We start from the raw sequence: 19,131 nt of genomic DNA on the forward strand, positions 1-19,131 counted from the left end.
TTCGGGTTCGGAGTGACGCCCGTCACGTGGCCCACCCCACACGGCAAATGCCTCAAATAGGCACAAGAGTGGCGTGGGTCACGTGGTCTGCGTCATATAAAGGGCACCCCTATTCGCTCACCGTAATGCCGAATAAACGCACTGTATTGGCGGTGGGGCGGCGATTATTGGCGCGTATCGGCAAGGAATCCTGATTGGCGGCCGGCGCGTGACAGGCCCGGCGGCGACACACGGCAGCGGCCCCCGGCGCGTACCCCGCCGTGCAGCGTTCGCCTTCTCCGGGGACGGTCACGACTGCGCCGCACGGTCCTCCGCCACGGAACCCTCCTCGCCCGCGGAACCGCGGGCCTGAGGCCGGTGGCGCACGGTGGCGGGGAAGACGGTCCAAGGCCTCGAAGACCTCGAAGGCCTTGCCACCGCGCGCCGCGACCGCACGGCCCCCGAGGTGGCACCCCGGCGCCCGCCCAGGGGGTGTCGGCGGCCGGCGTCATGCCCGCGCCGGTCATTTCGCTCGCAGTGTTCAAACGGGGGCCGTCCTGTCCCCGGCCGGCTTCGGCGCCGCACCGGTGCGCCGCCGGCCCCGGCGGCTACCGTGCCTGCCGCTGCGCCCCGCGAGCACTGCCTGTACGAGAGTCCGCCGCCGAAACAGCCCTTAGGGGGCCTGACGCTGCCGCAGGGCTTCGTCGCGTTCCGGACCAGCGCGCATATGCGCGTATATATACGTCCGCCCGGCGCCGCGGCGGTCGTCGGCCGCAGTCCGTAAGGGATCGCGGCATTCCTTCGTCCTCAGCATGCCGCAGGGTTTTCGGTGGTGGCCCCGCCGGTGCGCGGTCCCTGGCCCGCTGTGGGGCCGGCGCCGTCGGCGACGCCGCCGATATCCCGCGCGCCCCCTTCGGCGGATCCCCGGCCCGTCGGCCGCGCCCTGCGGCGAGCCCGCGTCCGCGCAATCCCGCTTCGCGCCGAGCGGCTTCTCCCGGCCGGGCGGGATGTCTGCCGGTCCGGCCTCGGAGCAGCGACGAAGCAGGTCGTGTGACTGCCCGGCGCTGCCCTTGGCCGTGGGCGGGCCGGCCGTGGGCCGTCCAGGGCCGGCCCGCATCCGGTCGCACGCTTCCTGGGTGTGGGCGAGTTTCTCGAACTGGTCGTACTTTCTGCGGCCGGGCTGCCGGGTGCCTTCGGTCCGGGCTCTGTCGACACCGGCCCCGGAACCGAACTGCGACCCGGCGTTCGCCATGCCCCCGGTAGCCGGACACGAAGCACTGCCGGGGATCGCCGTCCCTCCCGGCCCCGCACATGCGGGCTGCCGGGCCGTGGCGGCACCGGCGGAGCAACAGGGGTGTGGTGGGCCGCTGTGGCGGCCGGGGCGGCGGGTGGATGGCGAGGGCGGTTGTTCGGGGCGGCGGGGGAGGGGGGTGTGGGTGTGCGGGATCCGGCGTTCATGCTGCCGAGAGGGTGATCGGGCGTCATCAAGTCGCCCAGAAGGCCTAATCATGCACCAAATAAGCTTACTTTCATACGGATTGACGGTGTGTCATGCGCCGATCGGCGTGCGGTGGGGGTCGTTCGTACACCCGGTCGGCCCCCTAGCGATACGTCCGATATGACAGCTAAAGGCGCCATAAGTACGTTCATTGCAGGCCGGTTGCCCGGCTGCCCCTCAGAGACAAGGGAGAAGTGACATGAAGACGCGTACCGTCGCCGTGACCGCTGCCGCAGTGGGCGCCGCGGTCATCGCCACCACTGGCATCACCTATGCCTCGGCTGCCGGATCCACCCAGGCTGCCCCGTCCTACCAGCAGGCTGCTCCTGCTCTTCAGCAGGCCGCTCCTGACGCGGCTCCGCTGGGTGGTGAGGGCGGGAACGGCGGTGGCGGCAAGGGGAACGAGGGTGGCGGCAAGGGGAACGAGGGAGGCGGCTACGGCGGCTACGGCGGCTACGGCGGCAACGAGCGTGGCCACAAGGAGCGCCGCCACCACCGGGAGGGTCGGATCTTCATCAACGAGCGGTCGTACTCCGCCCGTGGCGAGGACGGCTGCATCACGGTGGTGAGCGGTCTGGGCGCCAAGAGCTTCAACGTCCGTAACGACAGCCGCCGGACCGTTGAGTTCTTCCAGGGCGCGACCTGCGACAACGGTTCCCCGGTCGCGACCGTCGGTCCCTGGAGCACCAGCAACGGTGTCTTCACCCGTAAGCACATCCGCGGCGGTGTGAAGGTCCGCAACGGTGTCGTGGGCAGCTTCCGGGTGGTCCGGGACCACTTCGGCGGGTTCGACAAGGACGACCGGGGCGACGAGGGCGAGTACTGACAGAGCCGCCTGCACCACAAGGAAACCCCGGCCCGTCGGAATCGGGCCGGGGTTTCCGGCATGCGGAGACAGTCCCCGGCAGACACTCGGGGCAGGGGCACACCGATGAACGCATCGATGGCCTCAAGGTGCTGGAGCGGGCTCACATATACCTGCGTGCGGCGGCGTGGGCGTTCTGGCCGGGCGAGGGGACGCGGCAATCCCGTGCGACCGGTGGACGGTGCGTCAGGTGCTCAACCACGCAAGGCCGGACCAGCAAGCGTACGCGGCGGCCATCACCGGCGAGGGCGGCCCGCGGTCCGACCCCTTCCAGCCCGCCGACGTCCTCGGCGCCGATCACGTCCTGCACCTCGATCCCGGGGTTCATCGGGGGCCGACGCCGCACATGGGCATCGTGGCGGCCGGCCCGGCCTTCAGCTTTCGTCGTCCTCCGCCCGGCGCTCGCCCTCGGCCTGGGACGGCTGGGTGCGTGTGGTGGCCGGATGCCGCTGCTCAGCCGGATTCATGTCCCCTTTCAGCCACTCGCCCTCGGCCTGCGACGGATTCGGGTACTCGTCGGTGGGGAGCATGGTTGCCTCCACAAGTCGCAACACATGCATACAAAATGAGCGTAACGCTACGCTATGTGGCCGCTGCGCATGCCGTTCGGTGCGGCATGCGGTGCGCGAGACTTCCGGCACCGGGAGGCCAGGAAGAGTTCTTCTTGGACCGCGTGGAGCAAGACCGGGCGCGGGCTCCACGGCAACCCGAGGCCGGTGCCGCAGCGGTCGGCGCTGCGACGCAGGCCTGACCGGTCCGTGTCCACGTCTCCTCCTGATCCGCGCAGGAGCGGGACGCCACCGGCCGGTCCGGTGGCCCGGGGAAGATCCGTTGCGATCTGCGTGGCGTGCCGGGGCGGTCTACGGTGAGAAGTGATGCCTCTGAATCGGCTGGGCCTGGTTGTCCACCAAGGTCGGCCCGCCGCCGTCGCGGCGGCGCGGACCGCCCGCCTGTGGTGTGCCGAGCGCGGCATAGCCTGCACCGACATCGACGTGTGGCGGGAAGGGGAATCGCGGCACGGCGGCCAGGAGGAGGCCGAGGCGGCGGGCCACCCCGGACTGATCATCACGTTCGGCGGTGACGGCACGTTTCTGCGCGGGGCGCGGATCGCCGCCAAGGACGGGGCGGCGGTGCTGGGCGTGAACGTGGGCCGGCTCGGCTTTTTGACCGAGATCACCACCGACCAGGTGGAGGACGCGCTCGACGTTCTCCACCGGGATCAGGCGGTGATCGAGGAGCGGATGGTGCTCACGCTGCGCGCGTCGCGCCCGCTTCGGACGCCCGTCGGCCTGGACACGGTGCTGTGCTACGGGCGTGGTCCCGCACTGCCCGCACCGGCCGTGCGCCCCGCCCGGGTGCAGACGGCCGGCTGGGGTGTCGCCCTGGACGTCACCGCCGTCAATGACGTGGTCCTGGAAAAACTCGCCCGGGACCGGCAGGCGAGCGTGGCCGTGTACCTGGCCGGGCAGCTGCTCGCCTCCTACTCGGCCGACGCCGTGATCGTGGCAACCCCCACCGGCTCGACCGCCTACAACTTCGCCGCGGGAGGGCCGGTTCTGGACCCCGCCGCCGACGCCATCGTCTTCACCCCGGTCGCTCCGCACATGGCCTTCGACCGCACCGTGATCGCCGCGGTCGACGAGGCGGTTGTGGTACACGTGCTGCCGCATTCCGGCCAGGTGGCCGTGAGCATCGACGGGCAGACACGCGGAGTACTGGAACCGGGGGACTGGGTTGCCGCCTACCGCGCACCGTACCGGCTGCGCCTGGCCCGTCTGGCACCGCTGGCGTTCTACCACCGGCTGCGCGAGCGCTTCCAGCTGGCCGACGCCCCGGCGGCCGCCGTCGACCAGACCCCGCTCTTCCACCGGCCCGACACCCCGCCACCCGACGATCTGGCCCACCTGCGCCGGCCCACGCCGCCCGCCGCATGACCGCACGACCGGTGACCTCGCCGGCTCTGCGAGGCCGGCGAACCCGCCGCCACATCCGCGGCGCGGCACACGGTGGTGGCGGCTGAAGCAGCCGAGCCAGGCGCAAATACGTGGTGATTTACGCTGTTATCAGGGTTGTTTTCGGCTTCGCGGCGGTGGTGCCGCGGTGGCAGGGAGGCCTGGCATGGCGTTCGAGAGTGCCGGATGCAGTGGATACGGGCAAGGGGCTGATTCCCCGCGCTACCTGCCGATCGCCGACCACGGCCTGATCGGCGACCTTCGTACCGTCGCGCTCGTGGGCACCGACGGCACGATCGACTGGTACTGCTGCCCACAATTCGACGCACCCAGCGTGTTCGGCTCCATCCTGGACGCGGACCGGGGCGGATCGTTCCAGCTGGCCGCCGACGTGCCCGCACGGACCCGCCAGTTCTACTTTCCCGACACCAATGTGCTGATCACACGGTTCTTCGCCACGGACGGGGTGGGCGAGATTCAGGACTTCATGCCCATCGGTGATGAATCGGGCGAGGCTCACCGGCACCGGCTGATCAGACGCCTGCTCTGCGTCCGGGGCTCGCTTCCGTTCACCGCGCGGGTGGCTCCCCGCTTCGGATACGGGACCGAGCCGCACACCGCACGCCTTGAGGGCGACAGGGCGCGCTTCGAATCCAAGAACCTGTCCCTGGCGCTGACAGCCACCGTGCCGCTCGAATGCGACGGCACGGACGCCTGGTCGCACTTCAAGCTGCTGGAAGGCGAGTCCGCGGTCTTCGCCCTCGACCGGATCGGGGCAGAGGTCGCCGTGCGCGGGTGCGCCCGGCGCGAGGCGGAGGAGGAGTTCCAGGCCACGGTCCGCTTCTGGCGGCACTGGCTGGGCGCCTCGCGCTACCACGGACGGTGGCGGGAGATGGTGCACCGCTCCGCACTGACCCTGAAGCTGCTCGTCTACGCGCCGACCGGCGCGATCGTGGCCGCGCCGACGACGAGCCTGCCCGAAGAGATCGGATGCGAGCGCAACTGGGACTACCGGTACACGTGGGTCAGGGACGCCGCCTTCTGCATCTACGCCATGCTCAGGCTGGGCTTCACCTCGGAGGCCGAAGCGTTCATGGGATTTCTGTCCTCCTGCATCATGTGCGAGGACGAGGCCACCGGGCCGCTGCAGATCATGTACGGCATCGACGGACGCCGCGAGCTTCCCGAGCGTGAACTCTCACATTTCGAGGGGTACTTGGGGTCTTCTCCGGTGCGGGTGGGAAATGCCGCCGCGACCCAGCTCCAGCTGGACATCTACGGAGCGCTCATCGACTCCGTCTACCTGTACGACAAGTGGGGGCAGCCCATCAGCAGCCACCGCTGGGACGAGGTCGGCGCCGTGGTGGACTGGGTCTGCGACCACTGGGACCAGCCGGACGAAGGCGTCTGGGAGATCCGCGGGGGACGACGGGACTTCCTGTACTCGCGCCTGATGTGCTGGGTGGCCATCGAGCGGGCCATGCGCATGGCGACCCGGCGCGGCCTGCCTGCCGATCTTGTCCGGTGGGGCAAGAGCCGTGACGCGATCTACCGGCAGATCATGAGACGCGGCTGGTCGGCCGAAGCCGGCGCCTTCGTCCAGCAACTGGACGGCGACGTCCTCGACGCCTCCGTGCTGATGATGCCCCTGGTCAAGTTCGTCTCCCCGGTCGACCCGAAGTGGCTCGCGACGCTGGACGCCCTCGGCGCGAAGCTGGTCGCCGACTCGCTCGTCTACCGCTACGACACGGGAGCCAGCCCGGACGGCCTCCTGGGCACCGAGGGCACCTTTTCGATCTGCTCATTCTGGTACATCGAAGCCCTCACCCGGGCCGGCCGCCTGGAGGAGGCCCGCCTGGCCTTCGAGAAAATGCTCACCTACTCCAACCATCTCGGCCTGTACGCAGAGGAGATCGGACCGACCGGGGAACAACTCGGCAACTTCCCACAGGCCTTCACCCACCTGTCCCTCATCAGCGCCGCCTTCAACCTCGACCGCGCCCTCGGCTGAACCCGCCGGCCCCTGGGGACGCCCGAACACACCGGGGCACCCACCGCGAAATTCAGGCGGTCCTGCGTGGACAACGAGCAGTGGCGCCCGGCGTACGAGGCGTACGCCGGGCCTGGCCCAGTACCAGCGGGACGCCATCGAGGCATACGCCACTACCTGGCCGAGCTGAGCCGACACCGGCCGCAGCCACAAAAAAAGCCTCTTCATGGGCGTTGGCAGGCGCCGGGTGCGCTCGGGGAAAGCGTCCGACTGGCTGGGCCCGTGCGGCCTGTCCCCCTCCTCGCCGCCCGCCGCTTCGCCTCCCCGGCTGCCCGGGTGTGCGCATCCGCACCCTGAAAGACCTGCTCGCCTACGCCGGGGCCCAGGGTGTGGACCTGCGCATCGGCGGCACCGAGGTCCACGTCCGCCGTCCCCGCGCGCGCCGAGGCTCGCCGGTCCGCTTTGCGCACCCGGTTGCAGGCGGTGGTCAGTTGCCGGTGGTGAGCACCATGCGGAAACGGGCCGCGCCGCTGAGCATCCGCTGGAAGGCTTCGTCGACTTCCTCCAGCGGCACCGTCTCCACCATCGGCTTCACCCCGGCGAGCGCGCTGAACGTCATCGTGTCCTGGACGTCCTGGGCGGTGCCGGCCGGGTGGCCGTGGACGGAGCGGCTTCCCCCGATCAGCTGCAGCGGGCTGATCTGCAGCGGCTCGGGGGTGACGCCGATGACGATCAGCTGCCCACGGTGACGCAGGCCGTCGACGGTGGCAGACATCGCGTCGGAGTTGGCCGCCGTGGCGAGCACGACGCGGGCGCCCCCCAGCGCTTGAAGGGCTTCGGCGACGTTGACGGCGCTGCTGTCGATGTAGTGCCGGGCGCCGAGCTCCCGGGCCAGTGGCTCCTTCTCCTGGCCGCGGGCGATGGCGACGGTGTCGAAGCCGAACCGGTCGGCGTACTGGACTCCGAGGTGTCCCAGGCCGCCGACACCGAGGACCGCCACGAGGTCACCAGGCCGGGCAGAGCTGTGCCGCAGAGCGTTGAAAGTGGTGACGCCGGCGCAGCCGAGCGGCGCGGCCAGGACGGCCGGCAACCCGTCAGGAATGCGCGAGAGCGCGGTTACGGGGGCCACCATGGCGTCGGCGTAGCCGCCGGGGTAGGCCCAGCCGGGAACCTGAAGGTTCTGGCAGTCGATGAAGTCGCCTTCACGGCAGGGCACGCAGTGGCCGCACTGGCCACCGAACCAGCCGACCTCGACGCGGTCGCCGACCTGCCATCCGCTCACGCCTTCGCCGAGGGCATCGATCCGCCCGGCGACCTCGTGGCCGGTGACCAGCGGGAACTGCACGCCGGGAAAGCCGGCTTGGACGAAGCCCGCATCGCTGTGACAGATGCCCGCCGCCTCGACGGTGATCCGGACGTGGCCGGGGCCGGGCTGCGGCAGTTCCCGCTCGACGATTTCGAACCTCCCGCCCGCGGCGCTGACCTGGGCGACACGCATCGTGTTCATGGAACTCTCCGTTGTAGAGCAAGGGGACAGGGGGAAGTGCGAGACCGGTCGAAGGCTGGTCGAAACCAAGGTTCGTACGACTGTTCCAGGGAACGGACTTCCGGTGGACATAACCGGTCAAGAGATCACTGTTCAGGATATTCCCGATCTCTTGAAGGGCCCGGAAGCCGGGCGCACGAAGAACTCCCGGAAAAGGAATGCCGGTGCCGATCCGGGTTCCGTCCGGCCGGCCGTGCGCGGAACCGGATCACGACGGCTGCGGCTGCGGCGGTGGTCGTGCCGGGGAGGACCGGCCGGCTTTGCGCGGTCGGCCAGGCCCGGGCCGGGGGACTCGGAGCGTGTCCGGCACCGGCCCCAGCAGCCCCTGCCGCGTGCGTGCCTGGCGCGCACCGTCGACGCACCCGGCCTCTGCGGGCGGGTGTTCGGCCACGCGATATGTGTCTGAATTGCACTGCATTGTGGCTGTTACCGATAGGTGTGCTGCTGGACGAGTGGCGTGCGGGGCAGTGCGGCGGGGTGTGCGGGGGCTGGAAAAGGCTCGTCCCCGGTTGTGCGGCGGGTGCGTGGACCCGCCAGTCGATGTCAGGGGCACGCCTGGGCGGGATGTGTGATCAATACAATCGCGAGTTACGGAAATGTCCGCATTAAGTAACGCGAACCGGATTCGCTGTCAGTGGCGGGGGAGGTGCTCCAGTCTTTGGGTTCTCGGCCTGAGGGGCCGGGTACCGCACCGCGCAGCATGGCCCGTGACCGGGTCCTGGGCGCCCTTGTTTGAGGGGACATCAATGTCTGCTTCTCGTACCGTCCGTCGCATCGCCGCTACCGCTCTGGCAGCCGGCTCCGTCGTCGCCGTGGCCGCGATGCCGGCTTCCGCCGACAGCGACCACGGCCACGGATACAGGCACGGCCGCCACCACTCGTACTCCAACGTTGTCCTCGGCGACATCCAGTACGACAGCCCCGGCCGTGACGACTGGTCGAACCGTTCGCTGAACCGGGAGTGGGTGGAGGTCACCAACACCGGCCGCCGCGCGGTCGACCTGGACGGATGGACGCTCTCGGACCGCGACGGCAACCGCTACCGCTTCGACGACCTGCGCCTGCCCGGCCACGCCACGGTCCGGGTCCACACCGGGCACGGCCGTGACACCCGCCGGGACGTCTACCAGAACAGCTGGGACTACATCTGGAGCAACTACGCCGACAAGGCGACCCTGCGCGACGACGACGGCCGCACCGTGGACACCCAGTCCTGGGGCTACCGCCGCTGACCCGCCCTTGTCCCGTCACTGACCAAGGGTGCACCTTCTGACCCCGGCGTGCCGCCCTTTTGGTCCGGCGTGCCACCACCCGTACAGGGCGGTGGCACGCCGCTGTCGCATGTCGGCGGCCGCCGGGTTCTCGCCGCCGCCACCGCGGGCTCCCTGCCGGCCCTTGCCGCACATGGCATCCGCCACCGAGAAGTGCCCACTGCGGTCCAGGAACCGCTGACCGAGCGAGGCCGGCACCGCGGTACTGGTGGCACACCTCCTGCCCGGCCGGTCCTGGCCGTTCAGGAAAAGGGTGATCTTGGCTTGTGCCATCACCCCCCTGGGCTTTTGCGAGCTGCTCGTTGCCGGCGTGTTTTTGTCCGGCCCCGGCCGCCCGCGGTGTCGACGTGGCCGACGAGGCCGCGGACGGAACCGGGACCGGCGGCGCCACGGGACGTGCCAGCCGGCGAAGCCGCGGCCACCGACTGGTCGGCCGCGCTCACCGACTCGACGGCGGCGCGCCTGTCATGGCGCCATGAGCGGCTGGACCCGCACGAAAAGTTCATCAATTACCTCATTGAGCGCTAATTCCGCAGAGTCCATTTATGGGTGATGTGTTCGGAATCACGAGCCGTGTCACGCAGCTGTTACGTGGGCCATAGCTATTTCACGGATGGTCTTTTTATCCTCGCGCCATGTCTCGCCATGTGTTCGCTCCGCTGGTCGTCACGCTCGCCCGGCGCCACTCTTCGCGCTACGCCCTGGCCGCACTCGCGCTTGTCATGGCCGGCGGGGCGGCGACGGGCGGCTTTGCCGACGCGGCCGGGGCCGACAGGGCGCGGACCGTCCCGCGGCCGGGCCCGACGGCGGGGACGGTGCCCGGCATCGCCCGGCCGGCCGCGGTCCTCGCGCCGGCGACCGCGTCTGCCGCGGTGGCGCACCCGCCGTCGGTGTCCCTGGCGGCCCTGCGGACCGCCGGGACCGGTGTGGCTCCTGACCAGGCGCTGTCCCGGCGGCTCGCGCCGGTCGTGGCGGCCGGCCCCGCCTCGCTCTCGGTCGCGGTGCTCGATCCGGCCGACGGGCGCACGGCACGGTACGGCGTGCGGGCGGGGACGACGTACGACACCGCGAGCATTGTGAAGGTCGACATCCTGGCGGCCCTGCTGCTCAAGGCCCAGGACCAGCACCGCGGGCTCACGGCGCAGGAGAAGGCGTCCGCCGCGTCGATGATCCGGATCAGTGACAACGCGTCCGCCGACGCGCTGTGGCGCGTGATCGGCGAGGCGCCGGGCCTGAACGCCGCCAACCGCAGGCTCGGACTGACCGGCACGACCGGTGGCGGCGACGGGCACTGGGGGCTCACCCAGACCACCGCGACCGATCAGCTCGCCCTGCTGAGCGCCGTCTTCGGCACCGACTCCCCACTGGACCAGGCGTCCCGGGCCTACGTGCGCAGCCTCATGGGCGGCATAGCGGCAGGCCAGGACTGGGGCGTTTCGGCGGCCGGCCCCGTCACCGGCCTGAAGAACGGCTGGCTGCAGCGGACCGCAACGGCCCGCTGGGACGTCAACAGCATCGGTGTGGTCCGGGTGGACGGACACGACCGCCTGGTCGCGGTGCTGTCGCGGGGCAGCGTCAGCATGGCGGACGGTGTCCACCTGGTGGAGAAGGCGGCCAAGGCGGCCGTCCAGGCCATGGACACGACGGCCTGACCCCGCAACTGCCACCGCGGCGGCGAGCCAGGCCATGCGTGCGCCCGCTGCTGCCCACCACCAGCAGCGACAGCCCGCAGCTGCAAGGCGGATCGCTGGGACAGCACCTTCAACGGTCCGGCGAGCTGCTCGAGTTCACGGGCAGTCGGACGTCCGGCGCAGGATCAGGCAGACGAAGCCCCAGGTGTCCCGGTAGACGCGCAGCCATTCGGAGCGACGAGCGGTCGCTGTTGTGAGCGCGTGCGAGCTGTCTGGGTCGGCAGGGTGGTCCAGGGCCCATGAGGCCAGGGACCCCCAGCAGGACCATTCGTAGTCGTCCAGTTCACGGCGCGTGCTGACGTGCCCGTCGACAGGAGTCCACCCGTCGGCGGCGACGCGGTCCACGGTGGTCGCCAGGTCGGTGAAGTCCCCGAGCATCTCGATGGCCTCCTGGGAAGGGGCACGGTCCCAGAACCCCTCACCGATAAGGACACGGCCGCCGGGAGCCAGGTGCTTGCGTGCCGCTGCGAGAGTGGGGAGCAAGCCACCGAAGGCATGCGCGGCCCCGACGCTGAGCACCAGGTCGAACGACTGCGAGGAGACGAAGTCCCCGGCCTCCTGGTGATGGAGGACGAGGCGCTCCTGGACGCCGAGGTCGCTCGCGGCCCGGCGGGCCTGTGCCAGGGCGTCCTCGGAGATGTCCACGCCCTCGGCGTGCAGGCGCGGGCGCGTGAGCAGGGCGCGCAGGAGCCATTCCCCGCCCCCGCAACCAAGGTCGAGCACCCGCTCGCCGCCGCGCGGGAGCCCCCGTTCCAGCAGCCGGCGCACCGAGTCGTCGTCGAGCGGAGACTTTATCGGGTGATCAGCGTGGGCGATTCTGGAGATCTGTTCACGGTTCACCGGCGCAGCTTGTCAACGATGCAGGCAGCGCGCACCTCGTTTTCGTCCCCGGGCTGGAGCCCTTCGCGACAACCGTCGATCCACGGCAGCGTCACAGCGTGGCAGGCGGCACGCCGCCCGTGCCCCGGCACGGCAGGCCCTGCCCGCGTCACGCCGAAGGAACACCGGCTGCCGCCCCTTGCCCCGCATCAACGGCACCTGGTCCGCGCCGTGTTCGGGCCCGGAACCGTTTACGCACGGAGTGTGGACCTGCGGACCACGACAGTGCACGGCACCACCACATTCCGCGGTGCCTTTCCGTCCAGGGCATCGATCAGCATCGTCACGGATTCGGCGCCCAGGCGTCGCGCGTTCAGGCTCAGCGCAGTCAGCGGCACATCCCAGTCCTCGGTGCCGCAGGACTGGTCGCTCTCGCGCATCACGCTGACCATCAGGTCGTCGGGGATACGCAGGCCCAGCCGCCGGGCCGCGATCACCAGGGCCTGGCCGTATGTCTCGTTGAGGCCGTGGACCGCGTCCGGGCGGTCGGGGCCGGACAGAAGCCGTAGCGCCGCCTCCACCGGATCCTCGGAGGCAGCCGGTGCCTCGACGAGCGCCGGCCAGCCGGCCGCGGCGCACCACGTGCGGTAGAGGTGCTCGCAGTCCTGGGTGTACGCGTCGGGTTCCGGGCCCGACAGGAGACCGACCCGTCTGGCGCCGGAGTCCCGCAGGTGGCCGAGGACTTCGGCCATGCCGTGCTCCAAGTCGCTCTCCACGGTGGGGACATCCTCGTAACCCGGATCGATGGGACGGCCGTCGGTGACCACCGGCATGCGGCGGCGCGCGCAGTCCGCGAGCAGCGGGTCCTCGCGTACCGGGTCGACGATGATGAGGCCGTCCATGGGGACGCGGGCCCACAGCCCGGAGGCCGGATCGCTCGGGACGACGACGAGGGCGTAGTCCCGCTCGACGGCGGTCATGGTGGCGCCGGCGGAGAACGCCGCATAGTACGGGCGGTAAGTGCCGGTCCACGGGCGGTCCGACATATGTCCTACCGCCAGTCCGAGGATGCCGGTGCGTCCGGACACCAGTCCGCGGGCCACGGGGTCGGGGCGGTAGCCGAGTTCCTCGGCGGCGCGGCGGACGCGCTCGCGGGTGGCCGGGGCGATCTGGCCCTTGCCGTGCAGGGCGTGGGACACGGTGGTGATGGACAGGCCGGTGGCCTGCGCGACGTCGCGGATGCCGATCCGCCGACCGGCCTTCCCGGCCCGTGTCGATTTCCGGCTGGTCATGCTCTGGTCGCCCCTCCGTGTCATCCACCGAGCTCCAACGCGCGGCGGCTTCAAGAGTGCCAGAGAACGGCCTGTCCGCACCCTCGAACCCAAAACGTTTTTCTTTCGCTGACCTCGAGGTCTTGACGTACAAAAACGTTTTGGGCAGTGTGGCGCCACCGTTTCCCGGCACCTCTCCTCTAGGAGCTCCATGCGCAGCGTCCGTACGTTTGCCCTGCCCGCATTGACCGCCGTGTTGCTCGCGGCCCTCACGTCCTGCGGCGGTTCCGTGGCCGGCGGCGGAGACTCCACCACCCACACCACGGACGCCAAGGGGTCCCGCGCCTACGGCACGTGCAAGGTGACCGGCACCCGCGGCTCGATCCACCTCAAGACCGTCGAGAAGGGCACGCTCACCGTGGTCGGTGACCTTCCCAGCCCCGGCTGGTGGAACGGCGACACCGTGCGTCGGATCAACAGCGGATACGAGTACTGCATGGCCGCGAATCTCGCCTACCGGGCCGGCCTGTCCAAGCTCACCGTCCGCAATGTGTCCTTCGACGCGCTCGTCGCGGGCAAGACCCAGGACTTCGACATGGCGCTCGCGGAGATCTCCATCACCGACGCCCGCCGCAAGGTGGTGGACTTCTCGTCGCCGTACTTCTCCTCCAACATCGGCGTGCTGGTCAAGTCCGGGTCCGAGGTGACCGAGGACAACATCGGAGGCTTGCGGCTCGGCGTGAAACAGGGCACCACGGGCGCCGACTTCGTCCGCGACCGCCTCCACCCGAAGAGCCAGCCGAAGGTGTTCGCGGGCGACGTCGAGGTGCAGGCCGCGCTCCAGGCGGGCCAGATCGACGCAGCGCTCACCGATGTCGCCATCGTGCTCGGCAAGGCCCAGGAGTCCAAAGGCAAACTCAAGGTGATCGGACAGTACGACACCGGCGAGTCGTACGGAGCGCTGTACCCCAAGGGCGGCAAGAACTCCGCCGCCCTCGACGGGGCCATCGACGCGATGAAGAAGGACGGCACGCTCGACAAGCTCTCCTCCACCTACCTGGCCCAGGCCTTCGGCGGGGACCCGGCGGCGATCCCGGTGTGGAGCGCCAAGTGACCGTGCCCACCGATCTGCTGACTGTGCTGAAGGCCGGGCGGACCGAGCCGCCGAAAGCCACCCCACCCCGGCCGGCACTGCCGCTCGCGGCCGCCGCGGTGGCGGCCGTCCTGGTCACCGTGGCACTGACCGCCGCCACTGCCCGGTCCGTGAGCAAGGTCCTGCCCGGCTCCGGCCTGCCGGTCGTCGTCGGTACGGTCCTCGTGACCGCCGCCGTGCTCACCCTGCTGAGGCCCGCGCTGCGGGCGGTGCGCTCGGGCCGCGCGGCCGCCGCGGCCTGGTCCGAGGACCGACGGGCCGACGCCCGGCGGGCCGCGTCCGAGGGCCGCGAGGACGCCCGGACCGTACTGGGCTGGTGTCTGGCCGCGGTCGTCCTGCTCGGCGCGGTCTGGTTCCTGTTCGCCAATGACCGTGCCGTGCAGCGCACTTTCCTCGACGGCGAAGTGATCGGGATCAGCCTGCGGGAGACCGCCTCCGCGTTCGGCACCAACCTCTTCATCGCCGTCGCCGCGCAGATCCTGATCCTCGTGTGGGGACTGACGCTCGCTCTCGCCCGGATGGCGCCGGGGCGAACCGGCCGCCCGCTGCGACTGCTCGCCACGGCATACATCGACGGCTTCCGCGCCGTACCGGCGATCATCGTCATCTACCTCATCGGCTTCGGACTGCCGCTCGCCGAGGTGCCGGTGCTCAGCTCACTCAGCCCGGTGTGGTTCGCGATCCTCGCGCTCACCCTCACCTACGGCGCGTACGTCGCCGAAGTGTTCCGGGCCGGCATCGAGTCCATCGCGCCCGGCCAGAGCGCGGCGGCCCGTTCACTCGGCCTCTCGCGCAGCGCCACGCTGCGCCATGTGGTGCTGCCGCAGGCCACCCGCCGCGTCGTACCGCCGCTGCTCAACGACTTCATCAGCCTGCAGAAGGACACCGCGCTGGTGAATGTCATCGGCACCATCGACGCCTTCAACCAGTCGAAGATCTTCGCGTCCAACCACTTCAACCTGTCCTCGGTGACCGTGGTCGCGGCGCTCTTCATCCTCATCACGATCCCGCAGGCCCGGCTGGTGGACCGGCTCGTGGCACGCGAGCAGCGCCGCGGCAAGGGAGCCTGACATGGCCTTCATCGAGATCGACAAGGTGCACAAGAGCTACGGGCAGACCCCCGTGCTCCGCGGCATCGACCTGACCGTGGCCCAGCACCAGGTGGTGACCCTGATCGGCGCCTCCGGCAGCGGCAAGTCCACCCTGCTGCGCTGCATCAACGGCCTGGAAGAGATCAGCGGGGGCGAGATCCGGGTCGGCGGTGATGTCGCCTCCGGCCGCGGCACCGATGTGGACCGGCTGCGCCGCGATGTCGGCATGGTCTTCCAGCACTTCAATCTGTTCCCGCACATGAGCGTGGCGCGCAACGTCGCCCTCGCACCGATGCGGGTGCGCGGGATACCGCGCGCCGAGGCCGAGGAACAGGCTCGCGCCCTGCTCGCGCGGGTCGGCCTGGCCGACAAGGCCGACAGCATGCCCGACCGGCTCTCCGGCGGCCAGCAGCAGCGGGTGGCCATCGTACGCGCCCTGGCCACCGGCCCCCGCGCACTGCTGCTCGACGAGATCACCTCGGCCCTCGACCCCGAACTCGTCGCCGAAGTACTGGCCATCGTCCGCGAACTGGCCGAGGGCGGCATGACCATGCTGCTGGCCACCCATGAGATGGGCTTCGCCCGGGAGGTGTCGAACAAGGTGTGCTTCCTCCACCAAGGCGTACTGCTGGAAGAAGGGCCGCCGCAGCAGATCTTCGGCGACCCCCAGCAGGAGCGCACCCGCGCCTTCCTGCGCCGCATCGTCGAGGCAGGTCGGCTGTGAGCGGCGCGCGAGTGCTCGTCGTGGAACACGAGGACGGCACGGGCCCGGCCCAGTTCGGCGAGCGCCTCGCCGAACAGGGCCTGGTGATCGACCTCTGTCGCCCCTGGACGGGCGACACGCTGCCCCGAACCCTGGACGCATACGACGGGCTGCTGGTCCTCGGCGGATCCATGGGCCCCTACGACGAGGAGCAGGCGCCCTGGCTGCCGCAGGTGCGCAAACTGCTGCGGCAGGCCGTAACCCGGGACCTCCCCACGCTGGGGATCTGTCTGGGCATGGAACTGCTGACGGTGGCCTGCGGAGGCGAGGTCCGGCACGCCGCCCTGCCCGAGGTCGGACTCAATGATCTGATAATCCATCAAGAAGCTTTCATGGACCCATTGTTCGCACGACTCGTGAACCAGGACGGGTGGCTGCGCGCGGTGCAGTGGCACTGGGAGGAGACGGCCACGCTGCCCGAGGGTGCCGTTGCGCTGCTCACCAGCGAGCGCTGCACCCACCAGGCGTACCGGATCGGCACCGCCGTGTGGGGTGTTCAGTTCCACCCCGAGGTGCTGGCCGACGACATACGCACCTGGGGCACGCAGGACGTCGGTCCGCTGCACGCCCTGGGACTTGAACCGGGCGAGGTCGTCGCCGAGGTGGAGCGCGAGGAGAAGCGGCTGCGCACCCTCTGGGGGGCTCTCGCCGAGCAGTGGGGGTCCATGGTTGCCGACGGTCCGGGCCCGTCCGCCCGACAGCGCACTGCGGCAAAGCGGCGGCCATGAGGGCCAGATGACGGCCGGACCGGTCGGGCTGCCGGCATGGTCGGCCCAACCGGTCCTCCCCGCCGGGCAACGGGTCGACAGGGGGCGTGCGGCAAGCACCCGTCAGCGGCGCGGACAGGTCGGGTCATCGATCGCGCTGACCGTGTAGGGAGGAGAGCCCGGAGGGTCATCCAGCTGGCTGTTGACGACGTACAGCCGGCAGCCGTGCCGGGCGAGCGTGGTGGGCAGGTCGAACGGCTCGCCGGTGATCCGTTCGGTCACCGTTCCCGTGCGCAGCTGCGCGTCCAGCTCGGCGATGTACACGCCGTGCGGGGCACCGTAGTTGAGCACGGCGTACAGCGTCCGGCCCGACAGCAGCATCCCGTCAGCCCCGAACGACTCACCACCCAAATCCAGTTGATCGATCACGCGCGTCGCGGTGTCCACCCGCCAGACCGCCTCGGTTCCGTTGGACGACACCAGCAGGGTCTTGCCCGAGCGGTCCGCCACGATGCCGTTGAGCAGCCAGTACTGCGCCGGGAACTGCGGGAACGCGGACCGGATGTCCAGCCACGGTTCGAGCTGCCCCGGGCGGCCGTTGTGGAGAGGGGCCCGCAGGACCACCGGATTGGCCCAGTCCGTGACGTAGACGGCGTCCTTCGTGATCACCAGGTCGTTCAGATGCGGCGGGCCGAGCGGACCGGGCTCGGCCGTACGCTCGGCCAGCAGCCTCCCGTTGCGGTCGTGGACGCTCAGGACAGCGCCGCCCACCGAGAACACCCACCCGTGCCTGTCGGTGTGCACGCCGAGGGAACTGGGGCGGCTCTCGATTCCCTCGGCACGGAACACATCCAGACGAGAGTCGCGGACATGGCCGCGGTACAGCGCGCCGGTGCCGTCGGAGGACACATACACGGTGCCGTCCCGGTCGACGGCGATCCCCTCCGGCAGGACGCCGGGGGCGTCGGAGACGACGTAGGTGCGAGGCAGCGGGCGGGCGACGGCCCCCTCGGGCGTACCGCCGAAGACGGCCGCCAGGACGGCGGCGAGAAGACAGAGCAATCGTGAAGTGGCGCGCATCGTGGGGACCTCCAGGAGTTCGTGGACCGGCGTGCCGCACAGGAGCCTGGCCGATACACGATCCGGCCGCATCGCCTTTCGGCTCTCGCGGAAAGGCATGACCGCACCGATAATCAGGCGGCGTGATCCGCTTACACTTCACCGACGCCGACCTGCGCAGGGTCACGGTGGCCCAGACTCCCGACGCCCTGCTGGAAACGGCACTCAGCGTGCGTCGTCTCCGGGGCGCAACCCCCACCGGGGGCCCCGCACGCCCCGCCCTCGGCCAGTGGCACAAAGCGATGCAGGACACCCGCCCCCGGCCCGGTGTCCTGCTCGACCTGGTTCCCCGCAACGGTTTCCTGCCGGACTTCCTTCAACAGCCGACGGCCCGGGACTTCGCCACCGCACTCGACCTCGTCACCGCAGCCCCCGCCGAACAGCTGGCCCTGGACCTGGGTCTGGCGGACACACCTGGGCCCAACGGCGGCCTGGAGCAGCCGAGCCGGTGGGCACGAGAGCTCGCGAACGGCTCACCGGCGGCGCGGCGCGCCCTGCAGCGCGACCTCAAGGGGTACTTCACCTCGGCGGTCGCCCCGCTGTGGCCGCGGCTGAGGGCTGATGCCATGACCGACCGGGCGGTGCGCGCCGAGATGCTGCTACGCGGTGGGGTCGACGCCCTGCTCACCACGCTCAGCCCCACATGGAGCTGGCAGGCGCCCGTACTGACTCTCCCGTCGGCGTCCCGGCACGACATCGCGCTGTGCGGCCGCGGACTGCTGCTCGTACCGTCCTGGTTCGCACCGGGCGCCATGGTGATGTACCGGCCGCAGAAGTCGACGGTCCTGGTCCATCCGATGCTTCTCGCCGAGGAGCCGGCCTTCTCGTGCGACGTGCTGGGACCACTGCTGGGCCGGACAAGGGCAGCTGTGCTCACCGTCCTGCGCGTCCCGGCCACCACGACCGTGCTCGCCGGACGTGCCGGGATCTCCTTGGCGGCGGCCAGCCAGCACGCCACTGTTCTGCGCAACGCCGGACTGGTGGACACCGCCCGGACGGGCCTGTCCGTCCTGCACAGCCTGACCCCGCTCGGACGGGCCCTGCTGGCGGGTGAGGAGCCGTCGTTCTGAGGCCCGCCCCGGCACGGAGGCGGCGACAGCAGCCCGCCGCCCGTCGGCCCCCACTTCTCACCAGCAGACACCGGCGGCTTTGCGCCCGGGCCGAAGGACGGCAGCGCAGGCGCTCGGCCCGGGCGCATGCCGTTCCGATGGCGTGGCCGCCTGCGGACCCGGCGGACCGGGACGACGATGCGCGCCACGACCGCCACGAGCAGTGCGGGCGGGCGCCCGACTATGCCCGGGCGGGATGTGTGATCAGCGCAATCGCAAGTTACGGAAATGTCTGCATTGAGTAACACGAACTGGAGTCGCTGTCGGTGGCGGGGGAGGTGCTCCAGTCTTTGGGTTCTCGGCCTGA

General features: G+C 70.5%; 17 protein-coding genes. 11 read left to right on the plus strand and 6 right to left on the minus strand.

What is annotated here, in order from left to right:
• Positions 1–1,676 precede the first annotated feature (1,676 nt).
• Entirely contained in the window at positions 1,677–2,303 is a 627-nt protein-coding gene (locus tag ACNPQM_RS19785; RefSeq protein ID WP_418085046.1) for a hypothetical protein, read from the plus strand.
• Between the two features lie 413 nt (positions 2,304–2,716).
• On the opposite strand, the gene ACNPQM_RS19790 is transcribed toward ACNPQM_RS19785, so the two are convergent.
• Complete coding sequence (locus tag ACNPQM_RS19790) at positions 2,717–2,872, minus strand: hypothetical protein (protein ID WP_418085047.1); 156 nt, start codon at positions 2,870–2,872, stop codon at positions 2,717–2,719.
• A gap of 345 nt (positions 2,873–3,217) precedes the next feature.
• Between ACNPQM_RS19790 and ACNPQM_RS19795 the strand changes: the two genes are divergently transcribed.
• Together ACNPQM_RS19795 and ACNPQM_RS19800 are read left to right on the plus strand one after the other, a co-directional pair.
• Positions 3,218–4,276 (plus strand): NAD(+)/NADH kinase, encoded by a 1,059-nt coding sequence (locus tag ACNPQM_RS19795; protein ID WP_418085048.1) that lies wholly within the window; start codon positions 3,218–3,220, stop codon positions 4,274–4,276.
• Positions 4,277–4,460: 184 nt separating this feature from the next.
• Entirely contained in the window at positions 4,461–6,305 is a 1,845-nt protein-coding gene (locus ACNPQM_RS19800; RefSeq protein ID WP_418085049.1) for a glycoside hydrolase family 15 protein, read from the plus strand.
• Positions 6,306–6,771: 466 nt separating this feature from the next.
• Here ACNPQM_RS19800 and ACNPQM_RS19805 read toward each other — a convergent pair whose 3' ends face one another.
• Complete coding sequence (locus ACNPQM_RS19805; protein ID WP_418085050.1) at positions 6,772–7,791, minus strand: alcohol dehydrogenase; 1,020 nt, start codon at positions 7,789–7,791, stop codon at positions 6,772–6,774.
• Positions 7,792–8,576: 785 nt separating this feature from the next.
• Between ACNPQM_RS19805 and ACNPQM_RS19810 the strand changes: the two genes are divergently transcribed.
• Positions 8,577–9,062, plus strand: a complete 486-nt coding sequence (locus tag ACNPQM_RS19810; RefSeq protein WP_418085051.1) for a lamin tail domain-containing protein — start codon at positions 8,577–8,579, stop codon at positions 9,060–9,062.
• Between the two features lie 15 nt (positions 9,063–9,077).
• On the opposite strand, the gene ACNPQM_RS19815 is transcribed toward ACNPQM_RS19810, so the two are convergent.
• A complete protein-coding gene (locus ACNPQM_RS19815) occupies positions 9,078–9,374 on the minus strand; it encodes a hypothetical protein (RefSeq protein ID WP_418085052.1) in 297 nt (98 codons plus the stop codon).
• Between the two features lie 123 nt (positions 9,375–9,497).
• Here ACNPQM_RS19815 and ACNPQM_RS19820 point away from each other — a divergent pair, with 123 nt between their 5' ends.
• Both ACNPQM_RS19820 and ACNPQM_RS19825 read left to right on the plus strand, forming a co-directional pair.
• Positions 9,498–9,629 (plus strand): hypothetical protein, encoded by a 132-nt coding sequence (locus ACNPQM_RS19820; RefSeq protein ID WP_418085053.1) that lies wholly within the window; start codon positions 9,498–9,500, stop codon positions 9,627–9,629.
• A gap of 107 nt (positions 9,630–9,736) precedes the next feature.
• Complete coding sequence (locus tag ACNPQM_RS19825; RefSeq protein ID WP_418085054.1) at positions 9,737–10,753, plus strand: serine hydrolase; 1,017 nt, start codon at positions 9,737–9,739, stop codon at positions 10,751–10,753.
• 135 nt (positions 10,754–10,888) lie between these two features.
• Here ACNPQM_RS19825 and ACNPQM_RS19830 read toward each other — a convergent pair whose 3' ends face one another.
• Together ACNPQM_RS19830 and ACNPQM_RS19835 are read right to left on the minus strand one after the other, a co-directional pair.
• Positions 10,889–11,632, minus strand: coding sequence for an SAM-dependent methyltransferase (locus tag ACNPQM_RS19830; protein WP_418085055.1), 744 nt, complete (start codon positions 11,630–11,632; stop codon positions 10,889–10,891).
• A 230-nt stretch (positions 11,633–11,862) separates the two neighbouring features.
• Complete coding sequence (locus tag ACNPQM_RS19835) at positions 11,863–12,903, minus strand: LacI family DNA-binding transcriptional regulator (protein WP_418085056.1); 1,041 nt, start codon at positions 12,901–12,903, stop codon at positions 11,863–11,865.
• 190 nt (positions 12,904–13,093) lie between these two features.
• Here ACNPQM_RS19835 and ACNPQM_RS19840 point away from each other — a divergent pair, with 190 nt between their 5' ends.
• The 4 genes from ACNPQM_RS19840 to ACNPQM_RS19855 are packed head-to-tail and all read left to right on the plus strand — an operon-like array spanning position 13,094 to position 16,617.
• Positions 13,094–13,996, plus strand: coding sequence for an ABC transporter substrate-binding protein (locus ACNPQM_RS19840; protein ID WP_418085057.1), 903 nt, complete (start codon positions 13,094–13,096; stop codon positions 13,994–13,996).
• A complete protein-coding gene (locus ACNPQM_RS19845) occupies positions 13,993–15,105 on the plus strand; it encodes an amino acid ABC transporter permease (RefSeq protein ID WP_418085058.1) in 1,113 nt (370 codons plus the stop codon). The genes ACNPQM_RS19840 and ACNPQM_RS19845 overlap by 4 nt, the downstream gene beginning before the upstream one ends.
• 1 nt (position 15,106) lies before the next feature.
• Positions 15,107–15,850 (plus strand): amino acid ABC transporter ATP-binding protein, encoded by a 744-nt coding sequence (locus ACNPQM_RS19850; RefSeq protein WP_418085059.1) that lies wholly within the window; start codon positions 15,107–15,109, stop codon positions 15,848–15,850.
• Positions 15,847–16,617, plus strand: coding sequence for a type 1 glutamine amidotransferase (locus tag ACNPQM_RS19855; RefSeq protein WP_418085060.1), 771 nt, complete (start codon positions 15,847–15,849; stop codon positions 16,615–16,617). The genes ACNPQM_RS19850 and ACNPQM_RS19855 overlap by 4 nt, the downstream gene beginning before the upstream one ends.
• Positions 16,618–16,719: 102 nt before the next feature.
• On the opposite strand, the gene ACNPQM_RS19860 is transcribed toward ACNPQM_RS19855, so the two are convergent.
• Positions 16,720–17,676 carry an SMP-30/gluconolactonase/LRE family protein gene (locus tag ACNPQM_RS19860; RefSeq protein ID WP_418085061.1) on the minus strand — a complete coding sequence of 319 codons (957 nt, stop codon included), beginning with the start codon at positions 17,674–17,676 and terminating at the stop codon, positions 16,720–16,722.
• Positions 17,677–17,798: 122 nt separating this feature from the next.
• Between ACNPQM_RS19860 and ACNPQM_RS19865 the strand changes: the two genes are divergently transcribed.
• Positions 17,799–18,785, plus strand: a complete 987-nt coding sequence (locus tag ACNPQM_RS19865; RefSeq protein WP_418085062.1) for an ArsR/SmtB family transcription factor — start codon at positions 17,799–17,801, stop codon at positions 18,783–18,785.
• Positions 18,786–19,131: the final 346 nt, after the last annotated feature.

The sequence above is a fragment of the Streptomyces sp. NPDC056231 genome (assembly GCF_048270745.1).
Lineage (GTDB): Bacteria > Actinomycetota > Actinomycetes > Streptomycetales > Streptomycetaceae > Streptomyces.